This is a genomic window from Pontibacter cellulosilyticus, from assembly GCF_014306105.1.
Taxonomy (GTDB): Bacteria; Bacteroidota; Bacteroidia; order Cytophagales; family Hymenobacteraceae; genus Pontibacter; species Pontibacter cellulosilyticus.
In genome coordinates, this window is the sequence record NZ_JACRVF010000005.1 from 214,365 (window position 1) to 240,498 (window position 26,134).

Below are 26,134 nucleotides of genomic sequence, written 5' to 3' on the forward strand. Positions count from 1 at the left end.
AGAGTCCCCCTTTGTTAAGGTATAGGTATTGTTACTATTTGGTTACCTGCTTACCTGGATGATAAGTTGCTTTGGCTCTTTTCTCCACATCTTCGCGGTAATAGGCCACGTCCTTGAACTTTACATCGGCATAGCGCTGGGCCTGATCATCGAAATGCGGAGAGTTAGGATCACCGCTCTGTCCACCGGCAAGCAAGGTCTTGGCTTTCACCCTGTCTCCGAACTCCACAACTGCTACAAAGCTGTTGCCGGAGGTGCCGTAAAGCTTCTTAGTATTGTAAGTGTTTGCACCGTAAGAGGCCAGTGCTCCCCAATTACCAGAGGCCATGCCTACCGGCAAGCTTGGCAGCGCATCGTTAAATGGCTGTTTAATGTCTCCGTTTATGCGCTGGTAGCGGTTGATCTCGCCCCATGGTGTGTTCCACTGCCCAAAATCGCTTTCCAACTGCGAAATGGTTTTACTGAAGATTTCTAAGCGCTCTTTCTCTGGTGAGTTATTGGCATAGTAATCAAAGCGCTCCATCAGGTTCAGGCCCTGCGGTGCGGTGCCATTTCTCAAAGAGTTAGTTGCGTAGAAATGTGCTAGCGACATCGCTACTGATTCTTTTGACACCGCATAATTCCAGTTGCGCATTACCTCTATGGCAGCCTTCAGTTTCGGGTCGTTTGGTTTTTCTTTGTCGTAAGCTTTTACCAATCCCGGGATCAACACTTCAAAGCCTGGCAGGTAAGGGTCGTAAGCCAGTTCAATCAGTTTATCCAGCGTCAGGTTATCAGCTTTTTTAAGCAAACGGATAGCATGAACACCTCGGAAGTTCTCCGGCGAAGGCGCCATATACTTTGGATAATCTTCTGGTTTAGGGCTATACTCGCCGGCTCCGGTAAACGGTGTAGAGTTACAGTTCTGTATCCAGCCGTTAGCCGGGTTTATGATCCTGATCGTTTCCTCCAGCGGGTGCAGTCCGTTCCAGTCTGTTTTAGGATTGCTGCCATCTACTGGTTTAGAGTAGTCCAGGGAGTTGTCGCGCACCGGGAAGAAGTTGCCGTGGTAGTAGGCGATGTTACCTTCAGCATCTGCGTATACTGTTCCGTTAGAGGAATTGGTACGCATCTTCATCATCTCGTTAAACTCCTTCAGGTTACTCTTTTTAGTGCGGGTGTAAGACTGGATAAGCGCCTCAACCGGTTTCCACATTAAAGCCGTAGCTACCCATTTGTCGCCGTTCTTGTGCGTGATTGGTCCGTGGTGGGTACGGTAGGTGGTAAAGGTCTTCTGTTTCACTTCCTCTCCGTCTTTGTATGAAAGGGTAACCTCTGAGGTAGTTACAGGACGCAACTCCTCGCCATACTTGTAGTATAGCTTTCCGTCTTTCTTTACAATCGTCTCTTCAAATTCATCAATCACATCGGCATAGGCAGAAGTATGCATCCAGCCGGTTTTCTCGTTAAAGCCCTGGTAAATGAAAAACTGCCCCCAGGTTACTGCACCATAGGCGTTCAGTCCTTCTTCGCTAACGGCATGTACTTCGCCTCTGAAAAAGAAAGACGTATGCGGATTGATAAGCAGCATGGCGTTGCCGGATGCCGTATGTTTTCCGGAGATGGCGAAACCATTAGAACCTTTCGGCTCTTCTAACAGGCCCGGCTGCACAAGGCTGTGGCCATACTTGTTAAGCCCCAGCGATTTGTTGTCTTCGTAGAAAGCCTTAATTCTTTTTGTAGATACACTTTCGATATCGCCGCCGATAGAGCCTTCGCTAAAATACATCGGCATCCAGGGCTCAAAGCGGGTAAGGAGCCTTGGCTTTACCTCCGGGTGCGTGTGCAGGTAGTAGTTAATGCCATCGGCAAATGCCTGGCACAACTGTTTCAGCCACTCCGGGCTTTGCTCATACTTTTGGATGGCCTCTTCTTTGGACATGTACAGCCTGGCCCGAAGGTCAGAGTACAGCATCTCCTCCCCTTCTACTTCGGCTAAGCGGCCGGTAGCCCACAGGTAGTTTTGCTCCACACGGTTAAAATCATCTTCGCACTGTGCGTACAGTAGTCCGAATACTGCGTCAGCGTCTGTTTTGCCGTAAACGTGCGGTACGCCAAAATCATCCCGGATGATGGTGACACGCGCTGCCTGCTCTTCCCATTTCGTCACCTCCGAAGCGGATGTCACCTGCGCTTTTTGAGAGCAGGAAACCAGCACGGTGACAAACAAAAGGACTTGAATAGATTGTCTTAAAAAATATGTCATGAAGTATAAATAGGAGTTTCTGTTTGAGCATCAATTTAATAGTTTTATTTAAGATACGCTGCAAAAAACGTAGACAAGCAAAGTATAGCCTCCGCAGTATAACTAAAGTATAAAGTGTTTGGCTAAGCCAGCAGCGTAACCAAGTATAAACTGGCAAGTTGATTTACACGCAGGATTTACTAAATTAGAAGTATAAATTACAACGATATGAAACGTATTCTCTCACTGTTTTTACTTATAGCGGCCGCCTTGCCCGCACTGGCCCAGCAAACGCAGAAGCCGGTACTGCACGGCAAAAACTGGATGGCTATTACCGGAAAGCCACTGGCCGCCACAGCCGGCGCTATGACCTTCCAGAAAGGCGGCAATGCCGTGGATGCGGCCTGTGCTATGCTGGCGGCCACCTGTACCATGTGGGATGTGCTAAGTTGGGGTGGCGAAACACAAGCGCTTATTTATAACCCTAAAACGAAAAAAGTAATTGCTATCAACGCTTTAGGTGTTGCGCCAACAGGTGCCACCGTTAAGTTCTTTAAGAGCCAGGGCTATAACTTTCCGCCGCAGTATGGGCCATTGGCAGCCACCACGCCCGGCACTCCCGGCGGTCTGTTACACATGCTGGCTAACTACGGTACGCTTAGCTTAGAGCAGGTACTGGCCCCCGCCATGGAACTGGCAGCAGGCTACCCGATGGAGGCGCAAACAGCCAACAGCATCGAGAAGAACAAAGAACTGATAAAGCAGTGGCCATACAGCAAAAAAGTATTCCTGACACACCCCGGCGAAGAAAGAGAGGCTCCGGAGGCCGGTGAGATTTTTGTGCAGAAAGACCTGCTGCAAACGCTTACCAAAATGGTAGAAACTGAACGCGAAGCCTTGAAGAGTGGCAAGAGCCGCAAAGAGGCTATCATGGCTGCCTATGATCGCTTTTACAAAGGCGATATTGCAAAAGAGTTTGTACGCGGCTCCAAAGAGCAAGGTGGCCTGATTACCATGGAAGACCTGGCCAAGTGGAAAGTTATCGAAGAAGAGCCTGTGGTGGCGAACTACAAAGGGATTGACGTGTATAAACTGCAGCAATGGACACAGGGGCCTGTAATGCTGCAGGCACTGAACATCCTGGAGAACTTTGACCTTAAGAAAATGGGCTACAATAGTCCGCAGTACATCCACACCGTTTACCAGGCTATGAACATGGCCTTTGCTGACCGCGACTTTTACTACGGCGACCCATACTTTGAGCCGAAGGAGCCGATTAAGGGACTAATGAGCAAGGAGTATGCAAAGCAGCGTGCCAGCCTTATTCGTCCGGATAAGAATGATCCGAACATTGGCCCAGGCGATCCTTATGCTTTTGAAGGCAGAAAAAATCCTTACAAGAAGATGCTGAAAGAAAGAGGCTACGAACTGGACACTACCAAACGCAACTTCGCCCCCACTCACGACACGCGCAATGGTTCTTCAAGTATAGACTACCAGAACAACCTGTGGCTGGGTACTACTACCGTAGAGGCCGCCGACGCTGAAGGCTGGGTGGTATCGATAACGCCAAGCGGCGGCTGGGTGCCTGCCACCATCGCCGGTACCACAGGTATAGGTATGAGCCAGCGTATGCAGAGCTTTGTCTTGGATCCTGCCCTTAACCCGTACAACGTTGTAGAGCCTGGCAAACGCCCAAGAGTAACGTTAACTCCAAGTATGGCTCTGAAAGACGATAAGCCATACTTATCTTTTGCGGTGCAGGGCGGCGATACGCAGGACCAGAACCTGCTGCAGTTTTTCCTGAACATGGTGGAGTTTGACATGAATGTGCAGCAAGCCGCCGAGGCGCCAAACTTCAATACAAACCAGTTGTGGCTGTCGTTGGGCGGCACCAAAACCGATGATCGCAAACCAAAGCCTGGCCATATCCTTTTAAATGACAACACGGCCCAGGAAGTACGAGATGCACTTAAAAAGATGGGTTACACCTTAAGCTTCGACGACCGCACCAGCGGTCCGATCAACGCGATCTACTTCGACTGGAAACATGGCAGTTTATGGGGTGGCTCAAGTAATCACGGTGAGGATTATGGCATTGGTTGGTAATAGTCACTACCAAGGTTGCGAATTATAATAAGCTCTAGAGGGAATACCTTCAACTCAAGCTTTATTGTCATCTCGACCTTCGGGAGAGATCTTTTTAGAATTCCTTCAGTACTAATCTTAAATAGATTTCTCACAGCTACGCTGGCTCTCCTCGGCTCTCGCCTCAAGAGTATTCGAAATGACAAAAACAGATACTTAACTCCCTAAGTTGACCGTATTGGCTCAAGAAATTAGATAGCCGTAACCTGAGCTAATTACTGCACGCAAACACAAACTCCTGCAAATGCTTTGCAGGAGTTTGTGTTTTATAGCGGTTGTGGCAAGTAAAATCTACCAGAAATCTGAAGGACTAAAAATTCTGCCCCGGTTATTTACCAGTATTCCCAGCACCACCTCGTGGGCTCCGCCTCCTATCTTATCCATACCTCTTGCTGGGACATCGTAGGCATAACCTACCTGCAATAGGTTACTCAGGTTTATGCCTCCAAGTATAACGGGTGTGCTGTTCTGCCTGTAAGAGCCTCCAAGCCATACTTTATCGTAGTATAATAGCTTCAGGTTCACATCCACAGATGTTGGCGCAGGGCTGGCATACTTTACCATAACCGACGGCAGCACCGATAGCTTTGGTGTTACTACTACTTTGTAGCCACCCATCAGGTAATGGTGTGCACGCGAACTGGCCAGATGACTTTCTTCGCCGTTAAACCTGGTGCTAAGCTCGTCCTGCAGTAGCTGTGTGCTGGAAGTGCCGACAAAGAACCGCTTGGTATACAAAAGGACTCCGGCTGTTATGTTTGGCTTTACACGGTTATAGTTTCCGCCGGTAAAGGTTGGGTCGTTTGGGTCCGTCAGTTGCAGGCCCTGCTCATCTACTTTGTAAACAGACACGCCACCCGATAAACCTGCCGACATTTTAAGCTCCTTCGTAAGCGGCAGGTGGTAAGCATATGTCAGGCCAACGTCGGTGCGCTTAAGGGCTCCAGCCTTGTCTGTAACAACTGTAAAGCCGGCGCCATGATGCGGCTGCGGCTGCACCGTTTCTTTTTTGGTATAGTTCTGCAACAAGGCCCTGCTGCCCGTGCGACCTCTGTAAGGCACCGAGGTTGCCGTGGTGTTCAGGTTCATCTTACCGATTGGCATGTGTGCCGTGAGGTAGTATGACTCGGGTGCGCCCTCTATGCCCGCCCACTGGTTGCGGTAACCCGTCTTCACATCACCGTAATTCTCAGAGCCGGCCAGAGCAGGATTCACCAGGAAACCGTTCAGCATATATTGGCTAAAGTGCGAGAGCTGCTGTGAAAAAGCGTTCAGGTACAGGCACAGCAACAGCGAAAGAATACTTAGCTTTCTCATTTTCGGAGTACTGTTAAAGAGCCTGTAAATGCTTTTCTGCCTTTGTTGGTATCGATCACATAGAAATAGGCTCCGTCTGGTAATGGTGCTCCACTGCGTGTACCGTCCCAAGGTGTTGTGTATCCTCGGGTAGAATAGATCTTATCTCCCCAGCGGTTATAGATGTCGATCGTGATGTCAGGATAATCCTCTACCCCTTTGATCAGCCAAACATCGTTAATGCCGTCACCGTTGGGTGAGATGCCGTTTGGTATGCGCAGTCGCTGCAACACCCGCACCGTTACCTCATCTGTACTTACACAGCCTTCGGCAGAGGTGGCCACTAAAGTATAGGTAGTGGTTTCTTCCGGGCTTGCAACAGGCCGTGCAACAGAAGTGTTATCCAGGCTTTCGGCTGGTGACCATTTTAAAGTTCCGGTACCACTGCCTGCCAGCGTTATACTTTCGCCTTCGATAATTTCCAGGTCAGGTCCTGCCTTTGCCTCCGGGTAAGCACTGAATTTAATTTCTACTTCATCTGTAGCGACTGCACAAGGGCTGTTGCTCACAGTCCAGCGCAGCCTGTAACTTTCTTCCATCTTGCCTGTGAAGCCAGATTTTGGATTAGCTGGATCTGCAACTTGTCCGCCTGAGCCTGCTACAATGGTCCAGAGGCCGGTGCCGTGAGTCGGCGTGTTGGCTTCCAGTAAAGTATAAGTAACGCCACAGACAGGTTTCTGATCGGGACCGGCATTAGCTATAGGGGCATGTTTTATACTTAGGGATTGAGTTATTTCATCCATACAACCCTCTGCTGTAGTCACCAGCAGTTTTACATTATAAGTGCCCGGCTGACTATACTTGTGCACCGGATGCTGCGTAGTAGCTGTATTGCCATCCCCGAAACTCCACTGCCATGCAACTATGTTACCGGTAGCCACCGTGCTTTTATCCTCAAACGCCACCGCATCCGAAACACAGCCTGTAACAGGCAGGAAAGCCGCTTTTGGTTTGGGGTATACAATTACCTGTTTCTTTTCAAGATGCTGGCAGCCTTTGTCGGTAGTAACTATAAGCGTGACCTCGTAAGTACCTGCACTGGCATAGCGGTAGGTGGGGTTTATTTCACTTGATGTGCCCCCATCACCAAAACTCCAGGCATGCGACACAATGCTGCCTGTGGCCACTGAAGCGGTACTTTTAAAGCTGGTGGTCTCGCCAAAACATACATTGCCAGTCTCAAATCCAGCCATCGGGCTAACAAATACAGTTATCGTTTTAGAAATAAAGCCATGGCAAATAATACCTGAATAAGCTTTAAGACTTACTTGGTAACTGCCTGGTGCTTTGTAGATGTGTAGCGGATTCTGCTCCGTGGAGGTAGTGCCGTCGCCAAAGCTCCACTCCCACTTCACGATTTTACCAAAGGCAATGGTAGAGGCATCCTGAAACTGAACTCCATCACGCTGACAAGAACCTGACGAGGTAAAATCAGCCTGCGGGTTGGCACCGCTCACCATATAGTCCAGTTCAATGGTATCGGTACAGCTTTTATCAGAAGTGGCTGTAAGTTTTACCCTGTAAATGCCTTCCGATTTATACTTATGTTTTGGGTTTTGCTGCATAGAGGTGGTACCATCGCCAAAATCCCACAGGTAGGTTAAGGTGCCAGAGCTGATGGTAGTTTTATTAACAAACTGCGCCTCGTCGTTGATACAAACATCCGGTAACTCTATTGCTACCTTAGGCCTTGGATGTATCACTACTTGCTGATTTACCGAGGTCTGGCAACCCTGCTCAAAGGTAAGCGTGAGGACAACCTGATAAGTACCCGCTTCGGCGTAGGTGTGCTGCGGGTGCTGTGTAGTTGCCCCAGCAGATCCGTCTCCGAAATCCCATTTCCAGGCGGTAACCGGCACTACCGAAGTAGATTTATCGGTAAAGTTGGTGGTAAATGTGTTGCACACGGCAGGAGCCTCAAAAGCCAACACTGGTTTAGCCAGCATCTCTACCTGCTTTGTAACTTCGTTTGTACAGCCGGCGCTGGTTTTAGTGGTAAGTTTAACGGTATAGAAGCCGGGGCTGCTGTAGGCGTGCCGTGGGTTTTGCTCTGTCGAAGTTTTGCCATCGCCAAAGTCCCACAGCCACTCCACTACCTTACTGTTTGTACCTGCAACTGTAGAGGCATCTGTAAACAGCAGCGCCTCATTCAGGCATTCTGATTTGTAAGTAAAATTTGCTACCGGGTTTGGGTACACAATGAGCTCTGCCGTAGACTCGTCTTTGGAGTCGCAGTCGTTGCCGTTGTTTTTAACGGTAGTTAGTTTGACCGTGTAAGTGCCGGCAGTAGCGTAAGTATGGGTTGGACTTTGTTCCGATGAAGTATTGCCATCCCCAAATTCCCATAGCCAGCTTTGAGGCTCATAGTTGGCATAACCAGTAAAGGAAACTGTCTGGCCGTCGCAGTAAGATGGTTTGCCAAACGTAATGTTCTGGTTCAGGTTTTTGATGTTAGCGCCAGCAGAATATCCATACGACTCCACATTGCCAAAACCGTACGCCATGGCATTAAAACCAATATCGGCTGTTAACCTATGGTTGCCAGCGCTTACGGTAGCTTTTGCATAGGAATACTCAGGGTTAGCAGCAACAGGTGTAAAGGTTATCGGTGCACCATCCAGCTTAAACGTATTCGCATATTCTGTTTTGATCACCACGTTAATGTAGTGGCCCGTGATCATATAATAAGGCGAAGAATATAGCGTAATGTCCGTTAGCGTTTGCTCTACCGGGTTAAGTATGATCATCTCCGGGTCGCCGGTAACATTGTCGCAGTTTTGGGTGCGGGCATATTGCAGCAGCGTAACAGGCTGCGTAGAGGTAATATAGTTGGCCGTGGCGCTGGTAAACTCTAAGAACTCCCCTTCATTTAAGGTCTGGCTGCTGCCGTTTACCGTTACGGCTGTGTTTTGATATGCTGCCATTACCCGGTACACATCGCCTCCTGTTCTTGTTTTAAAAGGAGCTGTAACAAAGTTGGAGCCCCAGGTGCTAAGCGGGTAAAGCTGCTGGTACAGGTTATCACGGCTGCCGGCGTTTGTACAGCCAATACCTACAAAGGTGTTGCCCGAAAAAACAGCGATCTTTTTACAGGACTCTCCCCCACTGCTCACCGATATGATCTTACTTCCTGTCAGGTCCGAAGCCGACTGTACCTGGTATACCTGGCCTTTGTTCAGGCTGATTTGAAACGGTATACCTGCCGGCTTACCTGCGCGTGTAGCGGCTTTTGGCGTGATCTCCACCAACGTGTTATCCTCGGTGGCAACTACCATGAACTCGGCATACTGGTTGTTGATGTCGGGAGCATAACTCGCTGCAAAGTACTCCCGCCCCAAAGTATTAGTGGGTAGCACCAAAGTGGCTCCGGAGCGGTTCTGGGAATAGATATGGGAGTACACCACAATCGGGTGCTCCGACACTACCTGAATGCCTTTATTTTCCAGTACCTCCGAAGAGCCAACATAGGCAGCCGAATTGATCTGGGCCACCGTTACGCTGTTTGCCGCAATAGAGTACGTGTTGGAGATGCCCAACTGTGGAATAGATACCGTAGCCGTTGTGTTTACACTTGAGGTCAAGTATAAACTCATCTGCGATTTGGTGCCGTCTATGTGCCCTGTGTACCCTACCCAAAAGTTGGTGCCGCTGTTGGACGTGTTCTGTGCCATCACTTTAAAAGTGACGCAGAACATTAGCAGAAGTACAAGGAAAGTATAATGCGTAAAAAGTCTCTTCAAATTACTGTGGGTCTTTGGCTGTGTTTGCCTTAGAACCTTGCGAGGGGCATAAGTTAAAAGGCACAAGTAAATATTTATGGTAAATTAGCCTGACGTGCACCCGCAGCAGATCCAGGCAATCAGTTAAACTGACATACCTGGTAAAATAAAAGAAACTTACAGGAAGCAACAGCGACTAATTCAGGCGCTAAAGATATGAAAATCAACAAGAAATAAACAACACCTCCAATTTACTTTTCTGGCAGCACGACATCAATTATCCTGTGTTATAACAGCAAATACAAAGAACCCTACAGCAAATTTCAGAGAGGCATCTTTGCATGATGCCTATGAACCATAACAGTAATCTATACCTGCGTTTTTACTGTCCATAGCTTCTGCCACACTATATCATTTTACAGTAACCTGTTTAAGCTTTTCTCTTCCATAAAAAGTTGGGAAGTACATGAGTTCAGCCTTTGCCGGGTTAATGGTATAGGTTCCGGAATAGCGCGGCAAAAGTTTGATGGTATACATGTACTTTCCTTTTGGCAGCCTGTTGCTGAAGATGCTCACTTTATCCCGGTAATACTCCCGGTGCACTTCATAAGATCCCTGGCCACCTTTGCCGTCGTAAGAGCAGCTTGCCGGAATTGGCACTTCGATCATCACATAATCCGCATCAGCTTTTACCTCAACTTCTACCAGCATCTCAACCGGTACGCCTGCCTTTAAAACAGCATCAGCCTTCATGCCTTTTAGGGAAGTTTTCACAATAAAATCTTTCTCAACGGGCTGTGGTGTTCTGTTCCAGAAGGTTTGGTAAGCTGTAAAATACAATGGCAAGTTTCCTTGTTTCTTTACCTGTATAGGCTGAGTGGCTGTAAAAGTGGTATCTGATCTAAAACCCTTTGCTTCGAAGTTAACGGCACCGGCTACGCTAAAGGTGTTTGCCTCTACACGTGGCTTATCTTGCTCCTGATTCAGCAGGTCCGGCAGCAGGGCCTCCAGTGTACGTGCCGACTCATAGGTGTTTCGCCAATGTCCGTTTCTGCGCTCACTTAGTAAGTATGTCCTGATCTGAGCCAGTTCCCGCTCATAGCCGCCAGCCGCACGTAACACCCGGTAAGCCAGCAGCGTGTTCGAGATGCTGTTGTTAAAGAGGCTATACTTTGGCTCTCCCCAGAACAGGCCGCCCAGCATGGTTCTCTTTTTATACTTTTGGAGCGTGTCCAGCTGTACTGGCATGTTATGCTGCTGCCGTAGGCGTGTCAGGCGCAACTGCTCTTCCAGGCTCTGACGTTTCTGCTTTGTTAACTCCTGCACATAGCGGGTATAATCTACTTTGGCATTTAACTGCTGCAGCGTTTCCAGAGCTGCCAACTTATCGCTGTAGAGGCCACTCTCCATTACCTGCACCAGGTAATCAGCCAGAGCCTGTTCTTTATATTTCACCGTGTAGCCCTCGACTTTTGCCATTACAAGCGCCTCCGTTACATGGCTTGTGATCCAGGCATAAGCCGGGCCTTCTTGCCACCAGGTCCAGGCGCCGTTGGTTAGCTGTGTTTTCTCCAGGTGCCGGATAAGCCTCTTCACCATGCGGTCATGCTCGAACGGCTGCCCCAGTTGTTTTCGGATGCGCTTCTCCAGGAGCAGGCCCTTCAATTTAGAGGCTGCCTGCTCGCTGCACCAGTACTCATACTTGTACAGGTAATCGATCTCCTCCAGCATTACCTCCAGCAGATCGCCCTGCGTGCGCAGCCTTACCGGACCTTTAGCAGGATCAAATGCCAATGTAAAAGTGGTGTCGGTGTAGAGTGGCAGGAAGTGGCCAATAGTTTCAGATACACCCTTCGGATAGATCTGCACATGGCGCCTCTCTCCGTCTGCAAACCCTGACTCCTGACCCAAGCTGTAAAGCACCTCCAGCGAATCTGGTGCGACAGCTGGTGCTGTAATATGTAATGTATCGGTAAAGCTTCGGCTCAAAAGCTTCTTTGCCTCTTTTATTTTTTTGCCGCCTAGCTCAAACGTAGTGGTTACCTCCGCAGAATCGGGCAGGTAGTTCAGTGCCTTGCCTACCACATAGGCCTTGTCGCCCTCTACCAGGAAACGCGGCAGGTGCAGGGTAGCCATCATGGCTTTAAACGATTTAATGCTGGTCTTATATAAGCCGCTTCGCTTCTTATAGTCCATGCCTACCACATAGGTACTCCAGTTGGTAATATCATCCGGGAAAGTGGCGGTAAAAGTAGCTTCTCCTTGCTTGTTGGTTGTAAGGCGCGGCTGCCAGATGGCATAGTCAGAGAAGTTGTTCCGGATGGAGTTCTCGCCCTGTGCCGGCATCTCTGGGTTTGCTAAGCTGCTGCCCTTTTTTGTGGTGATGATGATTACGCCTGCAGCGCCGGCAGCTCCGTAAAGTGCCGTAGCTTGCTCACCCTTTAAAACATTAGTAGATACCACATTTTCGATATCGACCTGCGAACCACTGTAAGGCATCCCATCTACGATAAGCAGCGGTTTAGCATCCTGCGCATTTATACTTGAATTGCCACGGATTCTGATCACAGCAGACGAACCTGCCACACCAGCGGCTTGCCCCTGTAACACAGTTGCTACGGATGATGTCATGGCGCTTCGCTGCTGCGTGCCGTATCCTACCACCACCACTTCCTGCAGTTGCTTTACATCCGGAGATATTTTTACATCGATGCGCTCCCGGTTATTGATGTTTTCTTCCTGTGTTGAGTAGCCTATATACCTGAACACCAGCACCCCATTTGCAGGGCCATAAAGCGTATACCAGCCAGAGGCATCTGTAGTGGTTCCTACTGAGGTTCCTTTTACCAGTACAACAACACCCGGCAGCGGCATATTACTTTGAGGATCTGTGACTACGCCGGTTATTTCGTTACTGAACTGCTCAGAGCCATTGGTGTAACTGTAGGTTGTCTGGCGTGCTGCCTCCAGTTGCTGCTGCAGCTCAATAGCTACTTCCTTGTATACTTTCCTTAGCTGCTTTACTTTCTCATCTATCAGCCTTAACAGGCACTCGCTTTCCTTTGATGTCGGTTTTACATCCGTAGAATCAAAGTATAGCTGGGTTTGCCCGGATGCTTTTACTGCTACATTGGCAGCAACATATTTACCATTTGTAAAGGCTAAGGTTAATGTATAACGGGCAGGCGGCAAGTTGTACAGTATGGCAGTTTCTCTTGGGTAAATCACCAACGAATCAGGTTTGCCGGCTTTGTGCAATAGTACCAGCTTTACCTGCTGCTCCATGTCCTTGTGCAGCTGCCATCCCAGTCTGCCCTTGCCTTTTGAAGTATGGCTGGTGTTGGAAGTATAAAGTTTACCCAGCAAATACTCATACTGTGCTTTCTCCCAGCTTTCGTGTATTCTTTGCTCTGTCAGGGTTTCCTGCCGAAGCGGCACTGTACTGCGTTCTCCTTTGTTCCAGAGCGGCAACTTATGCAAAAAGTCAGGCAGTTGCTGCTCGCGCATTTTCAGCAGGTTTGGTGCGAAGTGATAGCTGTAAGCAGGCTCCATCAAAAAATTGGTTGTAAAATCGCTTAGCCGTACATATTGCATCCAGTTGGGACTGAAGGGGCCCATCAGAAACTTCTTCTCTTCCTTCTGATAAGAGTAAAATGAATGCGGCCGCTTTTCGAGCAGGTGTATTCGGTTACCTTGTTTAAAGTAGGCTGTGTTGTCGTCGTAGTTTTGAGCAGCATAAAACAAGTAGCCATAAAGCTTTCTCCTTTCACCTTCAGATAATTTGCCTTTCTCTGCTGCCTGTGCGTAGGGATTACCAGCTGCAGTTATGTCTGCACTGATGATCAGCCTGTGTTTGTGCTGCAGGTATACACTATCCAGGGTAATAAGTTTATCTGTCGTTCTTAGCTTTAAAGTATGGTAACCACTATCGGCTGCAAAGGCGTAGGCAGGCAGCACATCGGTCTTGGAAAAATAAACCGGAACCTCATCCAGGTATACAACATGCACCGGCACCACCCTGCCCGAGTCCACTACAAACGGTGAAACCTGCGTAATGCTATCTAAAGTGGTGGCATACTCCGTAAAAATACCTGACCCTGGGTAGAGGAAATTGTAGTAGGCGATACTATCCAGCCCCATCCTACTGCTCCAGTACTCCCAGTCCATCAGCTTCCGGCCGGTTACTTCATCCTCCTCAAGCGCTATTTTTCGAACAGGTTTTTGAGGCCTGTACTTACTCCAGGTGGGCAGGTTAGGCACGTTCTGATTTTTGAATTTAGAGGTAACGGCATAGGCTATCAGGTCTACACCTGGTAATGGTTTTCCTTTGCCATCCTTTACGGAGATCTTCATACTTGCCTCCTGCCCCGGGTACACTACCTGCGGCGTTTGCAGGTCTATGGTAAGCAGGTGCTTATTTAATGGCGCTGCCTCATGCAGCTTATACACTTCTCCGGCCCATACATAGTGCACATCCACAAAGTATGGCTTGTCACTGTTTGCTTTCAGAGCAGTATAATAGTTAACCTCGTTACCCTGCCCCCGCGTTACCAGTTGCTCACCGCGGTAAATAAAGTACCAATAAGGCAGCTTTCTGGGGTTTTGCAGAGAGAAGTATACAGAGTCGTTTGTTCGGGCAGTTTGGAGTGTAATTTGGGCATCTTTATCTGTCAGCTCCAGGTTATCTGTCAGTTTACCGGCTCTTACGTCGTACCCGTTGGCATACGGGTTTAACGGCAACCTTACAGGCAGTGTCGCCTTCAGCTTGCTTAAGTCATTATACTCCGGATCATAAGCCGTGATAATCGCCTCCTTCGGCTTAGACAGGTCTCCCTTCCGGTACTGTACCAGCAGACTGTCCTGCAACAAAGTAATATTCAAAATAGCCGGAGTGTGCACATACTTGGCGCCTTTCGATTTTACAGTCCGTTCGTTGCTCGAGTTCAGAAAAGTGGCCGACACCAGGTAGTTTACAGATGCCTTCGGAAAAATGCTGTCAGGTATGCAAATGGTGGTTTCGCCCACTGCATCCAGCGGTTGCCGGTGCACCCACAGTGTGTCGGGTACAAATATTACCGGTTGCTCGCTGCTCACAACACGTGTGGTTGTTACTGTCAGTTCTACGCGTGCATCCAGCAGGTTCATGCCGTTTGCGTTTTTACCTCTGCCGGTAATGCTGTTCCCCTGCCCTGACTGGTGCTCTTTGTGCTTCAGGTCAAGAGTGTATTCGTTCTCTTTCAGTTCATAGTCTTCATAACTGAACCGCCCCAATATATACTGTTCCCGTTTACTTCCCTGCTCATAGAGGTAAAAGAAATACTGCCGGTCCAGCTCCAGTTTCAGGCTATCATGCAGTACAAAATAACCTTCGTAAGCGCCAGCCCGGTAAGGTTTAACTTCACCGAGCTTTATACTTTTTGAGCCATACTTTTGCAACTCCAGCCTGGCAGTCTCTTTCACTGGTTTGCCGTTCCGCTTCACTACAAAGGCTTTATACTTTACCGTGTCTCCGGGTTGGTACATCGGCTTGTTAAAAACCATGTAGCCCCTGTACTTTTCTTTCTTTTCAGTCTCCCTGTATGTATCATCAAAAATGGAAAATATACTTCGCACCCACCCCACCGGATAAAACCGACGCATAGATTGAAAAGCATCGTAGAAAGGGCGCCAGGTATAGCGAATTGGCACGGTATGGATGATCCTTTTAACTACGCTATGCCGGATAACATATGTATTCTCTTCCTTCTTCTCCAGGTTCTGGTAAAGTGTAAAGTTGTTTCTGCTAACAGACAGGAACCCATCTTTGGGAGTCTTCTTCAGCCGGTATGTTTTCGTGGCCGGATCAAATGAAGCTTTTTTGTTATTGACACGCACTTCGGCATCCGTAATGATATTGCCCAGGCTATCGTGTACCAGAATGGCTAAGGCAGGCTTTATCTGCAGCAGCTTTACAGCAAGCGAAGTATAGGTAGTAAGAGTATACACCAGATCAGGACCATTGCTGTGCATGAAGAGGTAGTGGCCCTGCGGTAGTTTTTTAGTGTAGTTCTCTGCTACCGTAAAAGAGTCTGTAAGCGTGTGAAAATAAGATGGCCCTACCACTTCAGAACCGTTTTTATAAACAGTCTCCGCTTCCGTGTCTGTTAGCTTGTACACATAGTTGTAGTGGCTCCTGATCTTAGACGTTTCTACTTTACTCTGGGCAAAGCATAAGCTACCGCAAAAGAGAATCAGAAAGGGAAGTATAAGTTGTTTTAGCATAGCAATCGCGGATGAGCCTTTAATATACTAAATTCTATATAAATGGCTGTTACTATACTTTTACTGTACTGCCTTTCAAACTAATCACCCCCTTACAACCTGTGTTCGGGTGGCTAAAAGAAAAAGCCCCCGGCCATGCCGGAGGCTTCTGATTCACTAACAATTATCACTGTTTACTCAGACTTGTATTCAAACTTAAAAATCCTGATCGGCAAGAGCTTTATTGCATCGAGTTTTCTTCTCCCTCTTTCGCATCGTCATTAGAAACTTTCTTCACCTTGCGTGGTTTTGCTTTGCCATCCTGCTTACCGAACTGGTAGTTAAAGCTCAGTCGTACCTGTCGCATGTTAAGGCTTAAAGCGTTAGACTGATCCAATACAAGTACATTTTCGGAGTTGTATGTTTTAATCAAACGCTCACGGGTTACATACTTGTTGAATGGGTTGTTAACTCCCAGCGTTACGTTTCCTTTTTTGTTCAGCACCTCTTTTCTTACGGCAAAGTTGTAGGTGCCATACGCCAGCGCCTTGCCCTGCAGCGACACTTGCGCAGAATTATAATCGCCTGCCATTTGCGCGCTGAAGCCTTTGTTGAAGTTGTACGATAGGTTCAGGTTGGTATTGTACACAATGCCCGAGTTCGACTGCTGCTGTCCGCCGCCCTGGATGGATGCATAAAACAGGTTTACGTTGCTGCTGATCCTTCCTTTCTCCCAGAACTTTGTACTGCCAGAAAGGCTTAGGCCATAAAAACTCTCCTGCCCTACGTTACCGAAAGTTGTTGTCACTCTGCCTACCGAGTCTGGGTCAGAACCGTTATAAGGTGTGCTAAGCGATTGGATGGCATTGTTTGTCTGGCGCCAGTACAGCGATGCGTTTATAGTTGCCCCGGACTTAAAAAAGGTGCTATACCCCAGCTCATAGGCATCTGTTAATTCGGCCTCCAGGTCAGGGTTACCGCGCACCACGTTTTTCGGGTTGCCTAAGTTCTCGTAAGGGTTTAAAAGAGACAACTGCGGTCGCTGAATTCGTTTGGAGTAGTTGAACTTGATGGTCTGGTTTTGCTTTAAATTTCTGGAGACAGAAACGTTCGGGAAGAGGTTGTTATACTCTTGTTCTACGCGTGTGCCATTCGAAATAAAGTCTCCGTCTATCTGGGTGTGCTCATATCGTAAACCCATTTTCACGTTATACTTCTCAAGCTTCAAACCATAGATTGCGTAAGAAGAAAGCACATCCTGGTTATAAGTGAACAAATCAGTTCTATCTGGCTGCAAAACAAAAGGTGATGAAGCCGGACTTGCTACCAGGAAACGGTATTCGCTTTCGGCGTAGCGCCAGATCGCTTTCGTGCCTACCTCCAGCGTTTGTGTTTTATTCAGTGGGTGGATATAATCTGTCTGCACAGTAGCCTCTTCGTTGTAGGCATCGTTGTAGTTCTGCTCTTTCTGGGTTAGCTGGCCATTCTGATACAGGTCCATAAAATTTTCGTTGTTGCGGGTATTTCTGCTTAGCAATCCCAGCACAGAAAGCTCCTGTCCCGGCTTCTTGAAAGACTTGGTGTAGTCCAAGTTGATGTCGTAGTTAATGCCATCAAAACCATTGCTGCCTACCCGGGTATTTCTGTTCTCAGGTGCACTTTTGAACGTGTTGGTAGTTAACTGGGTGGTTTTAAACTCAACATCCGGAATTGTCATGCGAATGCCTGTAGCGATATAGCTTGTCTTGCTAAGGCCATAATCTGCACCAAACTGTACTAACTTGGAAGAAGCAATGCGGTTAGCATCTACCTCCTGCACACTTCTGGAAACAGATGAGCCCGGACCAAAAACAGACACGATATTGTTCTTGCCATGCATATCGCTTACGGCATACCCAAGTGTGCTGCTTAGGCCAACTTTGCCTTTGCGATAGTTCAGGCCAACACTTCCGTTGCTGTTGATCGTGCCCAAGTTGGAAGACAAGTTTCCGGTAAGGCCTTGTACTCCGCTGTCTTTCTTTAGAATGATGTTAATAATACCTGCCGTTCCTTCCGCGTCATACTTTGCCGATGGGCTGGTAATTACCTCTACTGACTTGATCTGATCAGCAGGGATCTGCTTCAGGGCATCGGCCACGCTGCTGGCCACTACCGCAGACGGCTTGTTGTTGATCAGCACCCTGATGTTAGAGCTGCCGCGCAGTTGCACGTTACCTTCCAGGTCCACGCTCACGCCCGGAACTTTTGCCATCACCTCTGCTGCGGTTGCCCCCGGATTAATGTCCTTTTCCGTGTTATACACCATACGGTCCACTTTATCTTCAATCAAAGGCTTTTCTCCGGTAATGGTAACTTCGCTTAGTGTTTTAGTGCTGGATTTAAGTATAACTGTACCCACATTCACCTCATCCTTCCCTTTCTCCAGAGCCACATTATCTACCGTCATACTTTCATAGCCGACAAAGCTTATAGACAATTTGTACTGCCCTGGAGCAACTTCGGCAATACTAAACCTGCCCTTGCTGTCGGTGGTGGATCCGTTTACAATTTTGCCAGTGGCTTTGTTTACCAATGCAACCGATGCAAACTCTACAGGTGCTTTTGTAAGTTCATCGTGAATAATGCCGCTTATCTTTCCCTCGCCTTTAGCTGTGGGTTGCGTTGCGACTGGCGCCTTGGCTCCACCGGCAGGCGGGGATGCCAGATTTTGGGCAAAAGAAGCCTGGGTAGCGAGAAAGCCCGCTACGGCTATAAGTATAATCTTTTTCATAATAAAGAGCTTAGATAGTAATGGTTATGGGTTTAGTTCAATACTGGGAAGGGTATCCCTGTTAATCTTCGTCAGCTCCATGGCCATGTAGCAACTTATGTAAGTATCTATTTAAAATTGTATTTATGTAAGCTTTTAAGGCTTTAGCTGCTCGTAAAAAGGCATACCCACCCCTGTCCCTCCCAAGAGGTAAATTTTTTTCTCTACCTGCGTCCTTCCTGAAAAGAACAGAGGTGGGGCCATTCACAAACAACTAACCTAAATTTGAAAGTGGCACAAAGGGCAAATGTGTGCCACCTGATTTACCAGCAGCTTTATACTTGCAGCTGCTGCATATATGATGCGCCAACCGGCACTTCGTTACCTTTAATGCACACCTGGTGGCGCTCAATCTTATCTATTCTGTTTTTGGCTACTATGTAGGACCGGTGCACGCGCACAAACTTACTTTCAGGCAGCATATCGGATGCTTCGCTTATGGTCATGCGGGTCAGCAGTTTTTTATCCTCCAGCACAAACGTTACGTAATTACCTGCTGCCTCTAAGTATAAAATCTCCTCAAAATGCACCTTTACCTGCTCGTATCCTGTCTTCAGGAACACGTAATCTTTGGCTGTATCTGCTGCACTACCATTGCGCAGCAAGTATAACTCCTGTGCCTTGTTGCAGGCTTTCACGAAGCGGGCCAGCGAAAACGGCTTCAGCAAATAGTCAACAGCATCCAGCTCAAAACTGGTAACAGCATGCTCGGAGTAGGCAGTGGTAAAGATCACCAGTGGCTTTTTCTGCAGGCTTGTTACAAACTCCAGTCCGGTAATGTCGGGCATTTTAATATCCAAAAAAATCAGGTCAACCGACTCTCTTTGCAGGAACTCCAAGGCTTGGAAGGCATCTGTAAAGGTGGCTGTCAGGTCCAGGTATGGTACCTTGGATGCCAGCGTTTTTACTACTTCCAGTGCCAGTGGTTCGTCGTCTACTGCAATTGCCCTCATGCTATTTCTTTATAGTTGCCTAATATTTATACTTGTCTACTCTGTTTATTGATACCTGTTAAAGCTGAAGCGTCAGGTGCACAAAATATTCTTCAGCTGTTTCTCTGATCATCAGTTCGTGCCTGTTCGGGTACAGGTGTTCTAAGCGCTGCTTCACGTTTATCAACCCAACACCTGATTTGTCTTTTTCCGGGTCTAGTTCCTGCTTGTCATGGATGCTGTTGTATACATCAAAGTATAGCTTATTTCCGGCAATGTGCAGCGTAACTCTTATCCAGGATTTATGTTTTAGGCTGATGCCGTGCTTAAAGGCATTCTCTACGAACGGGATCAGCAGCATCGGAGCAATAAACTTATCTGAGACAACTTCCTGTATCTTGGTTTCTATGCTGATGTTCGGGGACGCTGAAGTACGCAATGTCTGCAGTTCTATAAAGTTTTGCATATACTCGATCTCCCGCGACAGTAAGATCTTTTGCTGCAGATTCTCGTGCAGCATAAAGCGCATCATGTCGCCCAGCATCTGTATACCCTGTGCTGTGCGTTCGCTGTTTTCCTGCAGGGCTGTTCCGTAAAGTGTATTCAGGGCGTTGAACAAGAAGTGCGGGTTAATCTGTGAACGCAGAAAGTCTACGTTGGCTGTTGATTTACCCAGTTCCTCCTTCAGTACATACAGTTCCTCATTGCCTTTTAAGTGGCGTTTAAACAAAAACCAGGTGGCAGGCACTGTTATAAACATGTGAAACACCACATTAAACATACTTGAACCAAAGGCAGTGTCCTCATCCTGGAACAGCAGCATCATCAGGAAGGCCACCGGCAGATAAGCAACAATAAGTATAATCGCACTGATGATGGCATAATACCGGAAAGGGTTCTTTTTGTGAAGTGCCTTCGGCAGTAAAGAGTAAAATGAGTAGCAGTAAATGATCAGAGCACTTAGTGATACCAGTCCCCATATAATCGTAATTTCTTCGCCGATGTTCAGGATCAGGAGCAGGAACACACTCACCATCCAGGCCACGAAAGCTGTCAGCACATCCCGTGTTATGATCTTATACTTAGACTCTATCGAAGTTGAATTAGAGAGCAGGTAAAGACCGCTGTATTTAATAGCAGTATAGAACGCCAGCATGATCAACAACCAGAAAGCGTAGTGGTAGCTCTGCTGAAAAATGAAGTCATAAGTATCGTCCAATGATTCGAACCGGGCAAACAGATAGCCTTTTGTATAAGTATCCAGAATGCCAACAAAAAGACCAACGGCCACAAACGTGATCAGCGTAAGGAATGCGTTTAGCCAAAGGAGCTTTTTCTTGAGCAGCTTTGGTATCAGCACAAAGTTAGTGAACAGGAACACCAGGTAAAGCAGCAGGTACCTGAACAGCTGCGGAATGAAGTAATGCTCGTAGTAATTATACTCGATTCCTGCCTCTCTAAATAAATACCTGTTTGGGCTAACGCCTATAGCCAATGAAAATAAGGCGAACACAAAAATGGTGGTGGCTGCCCAAAACTCTACCTTGTTTCGGTGGATTGGTTCTGCTATGTAAGTTTTTAGTGTCAAATCATTCATGGAACAATAATAATAGAATGCCTATTCGAAAAATAAAAAATGTGACGAATGTATTAGAATTTGTGATGGAATAAATACTACAGGTAAGCGCCAATAACATATTGCATCAGCTGCTCCCGCTGCTTCACCGGCACGGCACCAAAAAGCTTCACTGGCTCTACAATTTTAGTCTTTTTGATATTGTCGTAAGGCTGCGCATCAATAAGAACATTATGCGGATCGATCCCTGCGAAAACTGGCTTTTCGGGTACCACAAAACGAATATGCTGGATACCGGAACGGATGCGGTGTTTCTGTAAGTATATTTCCTTGCCAGTAAAGTCATCCTTTCCAGCTAGAAAAGCACCAACCTCCACAGCATCGTTCAACGGCAACTCAGATACCTTGCCGGCTTCGTCGGCCATTACCTTGCGTGCCTGCACCTCCAGCGTTACCTGCCACTTTCCATCAGACAACTGCTGTGCCTGCGCTTCTTTTGTCTTTATTTCCCAATAGGTGTTCTTCACAAAGAGGTCTGACAGCAGGTGTTCTAAAGAGTCTGGTGTAACTGCCTGTAGTTCCCTGTAAAGATCAAGCGTGGTGGCTAGCGGTGGCTCTCCGGAACTATACTTTTGCAGCAAATTCCGCAAGGCCACATTCACACGCTCCTGCCCTACATATTCCCGCAGCATGTGCATGGCAAAAGGCCCTTTGCGGTAAGACAAAAATTCGTCCGTGGCACGAAGCAAAGGTACGTCAGCTTTAGAGCGTGGGGTTAAGTAGGAACTGCGCATCACGTAGAGCAGCCGGCGCAGGTGCTCCGTCCCATACGTTTCCTCCACCACACCCAGGGCGCTGTACCAGGCAAGGCTTTCAGAAAGTACAGGAGCTCCCTCTACAGATGCCGGAATCAGCTGGTGTGCCCACCACTGGTGCGCAATCTCATGCGCCACTACTGCAAAAGTCAAATCAAATTCACGTTCATCAGCATCCGGGTTTAAGACGGCAAAACCTTCTGTGTAGGCAATGGTACCCGGATATGAGGTTGCACTGGTTCCTGAACGGGTATACTCCACAAATTTAATTTGCTTGTGCGGATAAGGCCCGAGGGTTTTAGTAAAGTAGGCCAGTGAGGCTTTTGTACTTTGCATCATTCTATCGAGGTACTGGGTGTGCTCTGGGTGGTGATAAATCTGTATCTGCACATCTTTCCACTTATCTTCCTTAACTGCATACTTTGCCGAGAAAATAGGCTGCATAGTACGAATTGGGCTATCAGCGGTGTAGTGAAAGTATCGCCTTCCATTCTCAGTCCAGGATCTTGTAAGCTTGCCGGGCGCAATTGCCAATTGATCTGCTGCTGTACCCAATGTAGCGCTAAACCGTACTCGCCCACGATTTGCCACCTTGTAACGGGCCTTCTTATCGTGCAGCAATGGAGTAGCCGGTTTAGGAGCAAGGTTATGAACACTGCGCGCAACAGGGTTATCTAGTTCTCTGATAGACTGGTAGCCTATGGCCGGCAGCCAGTCCTGGGCAACGAAGAAAGTGCCGTTTTCTGCCACAGCCTTTTTAATACCATCGTTCGTAAAGCCGTTCTGCTTGAAGTGTATTTTAAAGCTTAATTCAAGTGAATCGCCTGGTTGAAGTGGTTGCTTTAAAGTATAGATAGTATGGCGCAGTGCTTTATCTGCAAGTATAATTTTTGCGTCCCTATCAAAACTAATATCGCTTGTTTCTACCTCTGCGGCAGTAGCCAAATGCACCGTATCTATAGAAACCTTGGTTTTGTTCTTTAGTGTATAGACGCCATTCATAACCGCCTCCTGTTTGTCCGGGAAAATCTCTACGTGCAGACTGGTAGCTGTTAAATTTGGTTGCGGTGTGCTGCTATACTTTCCGAATCGCCGCTCATACTCCGCACGTCGCTCTGCCAGCTCATCAGGTGTATGGTACTTGTTAAGCACGTTGGTATTGTACAGCACAAAAGACCCCAGCGATATAACTAGCAACACTCCGGCAGCACCTAACAACACTATGGATTGGGTAGGACGCACAAAAACATGCTGCAGTCTTTCTGTGAATGAAGTTTCGCGGCCTCTTACCCAAAACAGTTTTGCAAGTACAGCTAACAGCAATGCCCAACCTGCCCAGTATAGCTTGAATAGCAGCCATGGACCAACAGTGGCCCCAAAACCGCTGATGGCTGAGTAAGACCATTCTGGTGATGCGCCATAAATAAGCAGGTTATGCCTAATACCAAATTCACCTGCAAAAGCAGTGTAAAGAAAAGTGAGCAATATAATGATGTGCCCCATATACTTCTGGTTTACCAGCACATGCACGGCCATAGCAACAGCAGCAAACAGCAGGTATTCGGCCAACTGCAGCCCCAAAAGCACACGCAGGTAAAGGCCTATTTCGAACGTACTGTAACCTAGCAGCACTTGGATAAGGATACCTGCCAACATAAATGCCACATGCAGCAATACAAGCATCAGCACAACGCTGATAAATTTACCTAACAGCTGCAGTACGTCCGGTACAGGAGTTGCGTCAGAAATGTCGCCCATACGTGCGTCCCGCTCTCGCCAGACAACCTGCCCTACATATAAGCTGATCAGCGCCACCACCAATAATTTTATCGGAAAGAAACTGTACAGGTTAATCACCAGTCCGGTTAAAGGGAAACGCGGCACTCCGATTGGGCCTTCCAGCAGTTCAGGGCCTAAGAACAGAAAGAAAGCAACTGCGCCAAGTATGGCTAACCACCCCCAACTGAAAAGGCTTTCTCTGAGGGAGCGCCAGGCAATATCCATAAGTTGATATAGGCTTGTTCTGGAGGTAAACTCTCCGTGTACCTGCGGCACTGCAATAGGAGCCGTAACCGACATTTCTGCAGCAACTGTTTTCTTTTTAAACAAACGTTTAAACCAACTACTCCCCACATAATGGTTAAACCGGAAGCTGAGATGTGCAATCACCAACACGCCTATTGCCACAGCAAGCCAAAGCAGACGATTTAAGAGCAGCCACTTCTCCAGCCCCACCTGCCGAATGTTGAGTTCAGTAGGCGGAAGCGATTGGCGCAGCTCTCCATAAATGGTAAAAACAGACAAATCCAGCAGCCTGGCTAATTCCCACATGCCCATTTGATCGGCGAGCACCTCTTTGCTTGTTAACCCTACCATAAACAAAACGGCACCTACCAGAAAACTTACCAACGCATTCCTGCTTAGCAGCGCCACCACAAATAAAATAGCTGTGATAATAAATGTATTTGGCAAAGCCACCAGGAAGTATGCATTGAGGTAAGAGGTCAGGCTGAAAGGTCCGAACAGAGAGGCTTCCAGATCAGGTATAGCTTTGGCAAACATCAAAGCAATTGGAACGGCAGTAAGCACCATGGCACTCACGGTAAAGGCACCCAGAAACCGGCCACCAAGGTAGGTGAACTTCGAGAGCGGCGAAGTATAAAGCAGCGGCTCCACGCCTTCCTGCACATCATGAGTTGCTGCATCGCCGGCCACAGCAGCTGAAACCAAGATACCCAGCAAACTAGCAATAGATATAATGGCACCGATTACGATAGGCGCGTTTAAGAGGTAATCTCCGTTCCGGGCATTGTCCACGAAGCTTAGCATCATGGCAGTTGTAATTCCAAGAAAGATCAGGAAGTATATCCAGGTAGACCAGCGACTAAGCTGGTACTTCAACTCAAATCGAAAGATCTCCAGTAATTTCATAGTACTACCTCCTTTGCTGGCTGGTACTGGTGTTGCGTGTAGTGGCCTGTCATGGTGCAGAAGTATACATCCTCCAGGTCTGGTGCCACCTGCTCAAACTCACTGCCGGGGTCTTCTTTGCTGTAGACATGTACAACTGTGTGGCCACCGAGCATCTTGGTAGAGATCACCTTGTGCTCCTGCGCTACCTCTGGCAACTTACCCTTTGCGATCACACGTCGCCAGATGCGGCCTTTTAAATTATCAATGGCTAAGAGCGGCACTGCTTCGAGTAAAATTTGCCCTTTGTTGATGATGGCCATGTTCGTGCACAGTTCCGACACATCCTCCACAATATGCGTGGAAAGTATAACCACACTATTCTCGCCTAACTCACTCAATAGGTTCAGGAAACGTACCCGTTCAGCAGGGTCAAGACCCGCTGTTGGCTCATCCACGATGAGCAGCTTGGGGTTACCCAGCAAAGCTACGGCCACGCCAAAACGCTGCCTCATACCACCCGAATAGCCACCCAATTTCTGCTTGCGCACCTCCCACAAATTAGTTTGCTGTAGTAAGCCGTGTACTACTTCTTTTCTGATGGATTTGCTTGTGATGCCTTTCAGGATGGCAAAATGATTTAGCAGACTCTCAGCACTGGCATTGCGGTACACACCAAACTCCTGTGGCAGGTACCCAAGTGTTTTGCGCAGCTCATCCTTCTGGTTTACTACATCAATCTCTCCTAAATGTATCTGCCCCTCGTCTGGCGTTTGCAGCGTAGCCAAAATGCGCATCAGCGTAGACTTGCCCGCACCATTCGGCCCAAGCAAACCAAACATACCCTTTGGTATTTTCAGACTTACATTTTGTAGCGCCTTTACCCCATTCGGATAGGCTTTGGAAACGTTTCGGATCGATAGCAGATCAGGAGCACCCATACCATTTTTCGTTTTGTAGTGCGACAATAGATAAAGTATGGACAAGTGTAGCCAATTGCTATGTGGGCTTCAACTCTATGTGATGAAAGCATGAAAAGATGTGATGAATCGATTTATACATAAGAAGACATAGGGTTTTAAGCAGAATGTACAGCTGCACCGTTGCCTCTTCATTATCAACTATAATGTACCTGGCAGCGTATTAAAATCACTTGAATATTATACCCATGTAAATAGGGTGTGAGTTAATAAAACTATGAAATAAAGAAAGTGTAAAATGGCAGAGATAAACATCGAACGCAAAAAAAGACCTGTATGGCCATGGCTGCTCCTGATCGTGATTCTGGCGTTGCTGGGCTGGGCAATCTATGAGCTCGTAACTGAGAATACAGTTGTTGAAGAAGAAGTGGAAGTAGGCTATGTTATGCCCGCCGGCACTCTACCACTGTTAGTATAAGGCTATA

Annotated in this window: 11 protein-coding genes; 2 read left to right on the top strand and 9 right to left on the bottom strand. The window is 47.7% G+C overall.

The window, feature by feature from the left end; translation table 11 throughout:
* Window positions 1-34: 34 nt before the first annotated feature.
* Complete coding sequence (locus H8S84_RS16505) at window positions 35-2,245, bottom strand: acylase (RefSeq protein WP_187068476.1); 2,211 nt, start codon at window positions 2,243-2,245, stop codon at window positions 35-37.
* 207 nt (window positions 2,246-2,452) lie between these two features.
* Here H8S84_RS16505 and H8S84_RS16510 point away from each other — a divergent pair, with 207 nt between their 5' ends.
* The gene (locus H8S84_RS16510) at window positions 2,453-4,333 is read left to right on the top strand and encodes a gamma-glutamyltransferase family protein (protein ID WP_187068477.1); all 1,881 of its coding nucleotides are present in this window, start codon (window positions 2,453-2,455) and stop codon (window positions 4,331-4,333) included.
* 330 nt (window positions 4,334-4,663) lie between these two features.
* Here the strand turns inward: H8S84_RS16510 and H8S84_RS16515 are convergent, their stop codons facing one another.
* The 8 genes from H8S84_RS16515 to H8S84_RS16575 all read right to left on the bottom strand — a co-directional run bounded on the left by H8S84_RS16515 (window position 4,664) and on the right by H8S84_RS16575 (window position 25,670).
* A complete protein-coding gene (locus H8S84_RS16515) occupies window positions 4,664-5,689 on the bottom strand; it encodes a PorP/SprF family type IX secretion system membrane protein (RefSeq protein ID WP_187068478.1) in 1,026 nt (341 codons plus the stop codon).
* Window positions 5,686-9,399 carry a PKD domain-containing protein gene (locus tag H8S84_RS20150; RefSeq protein ID WP_317175452.1) on the bottom strand — a complete coding sequence of 1,238 codons (3,714 nt, stop codon included), beginning with the start codon at window positions 9,397-9,399 and terminating at the stop codon, window positions 5,686-5,688. The genes H8S84_RS16515 and H8S84_RS20150 overlap by 4 nt, the downstream gene beginning before the upstream one ends.
* 459 nt (window positions 9,400-9,858) lie before the next feature.
* Window positions 9,859-15,708, bottom strand: coding sequence for a carboxypeptidase-like regulatory domain-containing protein (locus H8S84_RS16550; RefSeq protein WP_187068479.1), 5,850 nt, complete (start codon window positions 15,706-15,708; stop codon window positions 9,859-9,861).
* Between the two features lie 220 nt (window positions 15,709-15,928).
* On the bottom strand, window positions 15,929-18,457 hold the full coding sequence (locus H8S84_RS16555) for a TonB-dependent receptor (RefSeq protein ID WP_187068480.1): 2,529 nt from the start codon (window positions 18,455-18,457) through the stop codon (window positions 15,929-15,931).
* A gap of 314 nt (window positions 18,458-18,771) precedes the next feature.
* Window positions 18,772-19,449: a LytR/AlgR family response regulator transcription factor gene (locus H8S84_RS16560; RefSeq protein WP_187068481.1), complete on the bottom strand. Its 678-nt coding sequence runs from the start codon at window positions 19,447-19,449 to the stop codon at window positions 18,772-18,774.
* Window positions 19,450-19,507: 58 nt separating this feature from the next.
* A complete protein-coding gene (locus H8S84_RS16565) occupies window positions 19,508-21,025 on the bottom strand; it encodes a sensor histidine kinase (protein ID WP_187068482.1) in 1,518 nt (505 codons plus the stop codon).
* Window positions 21,026-21,102: 77 nt separating this feature from the next.
* Complete coding sequence (locus H8S84_RS16570) at window positions 21,103-24,750, bottom strand: ABC transporter permease/M1 family aminopeptidase (RefSeq protein WP_187068483.1); 3,648 nt, start codon at window positions 24,748-24,750, stop codon at window positions 21,103-21,105.
* Window positions 24,747-25,670 (bottom strand): ABC transporter ATP-binding protein, encoded by a 924-nt coding sequence (locus H8S84_RS16575; RefSeq protein WP_187068691.1) that lies wholly within the window; start codon window positions 25,668-25,670, stop codon window positions 24,747-24,749. Before H8S84_RS16575 ends, H8S84_RS16570 begins: the two co-directional genes overlap by 4 nt.
* Window positions 25,671-25,947: 277 nt before the next feature.
* On the opposite strand from H8S84_RS16575, the gene H8S84_RS16580 reads away from it, so the two are divergent.
* Window positions 25,948-26,127, top strand: a complete 180-nt coding sequence (locus tag H8S84_RS16580; protein ID WP_187068484.1) for a hypothetical protein — start codon at window positions 25,948-25,950, stop codon at window positions 26,125-26,127.
* Window positions 26,128-26,134 lie beyond the last annotated feature (7 nt).

What these genes read in the sequence shown, in the direction of transcription:
- H8S84_RS16505 (WP_187068476.1), bottom strand. Translation starts at nt 2,245, where the DNA reads ATGACATATTTTTTAAGACAATCTATTCAAGTCCTTTTGTTTGTCACC.
- H8S84_RS16510 (WP_187068477.1), top strand. Translation starts at nt 2,453, where the DNA reads ATGAAACGTATTCTCTCACTGTTTTTACTTATAGCGGCCGCCTTGCCC.
- H8S84_RS16515 (WP_187068478.1), bottom strand. Translation starts at nt 5,689, where the DNA reads ATGAGAAAGCTAAGTATTCTTTCGCTGTTGCTGTGCCTGTACCTGAAC.
- H8S84_RS20150 (WP_317175452.1), bottom strand. Translation starts at nt 9,399, where the DNA reads ATGGCACAGAACACGTCCAACAGCGGCACCAACTTTTGGGTAGGGTAC.
- H8S84_RS16550 (WP_187068479.1), bottom strand. Translation starts at nt 15,708, where the DNA reads ATGCTAAAACAACTTATACTTCCCTTTCTGATTCTCTTTTGCGGTAGC.
- H8S84_RS16555 (WP_187068480.1), bottom strand. Translation starts at nt 18,457, where the DNA reads ATGAAAAAGATTATACTTATAGCCGTAGCGGGCTTTCTCGCTACCCAG.
- H8S84_RS16560 (WP_187068481.1), bottom strand. Translation starts at nt 19,449, where the DNA reads ATGAGGGCAATTGCAGTAGACGACGAACCACTGGCACTGGAAGTAGTA.
- H8S84_RS16565 (WP_187068482.1), bottom strand. Translation starts at nt 21,025, where the DNA reads ATGAATGATTTGACACTAAAAACTTACATAGCAGAACCAATCCACCGA.
- H8S84_RS16570 (WP_187068483.1), bottom strand. Translation starts at nt 24,750, where the DNA reads ATGAAATTACTGGAGATCTTTCGATTTGAGTTGAAGTACCAGCTTAGT.
- H8S84_RS16575 (WP_187068691.1), bottom strand. Translation starts at nt 25,670, where the DNA reads ATGGGTGCTCCTGATCTGCTATCGATCCGAAACGTTTCCAAAGCCTAT.
- H8S84_RS16580 (WP_187068484.1), top strand. Translation starts at nt 25,948, where the DNA reads ATGGCAGAGATAAACATCGAACGCAAAAAAAGACCTGTATGGCCATGG.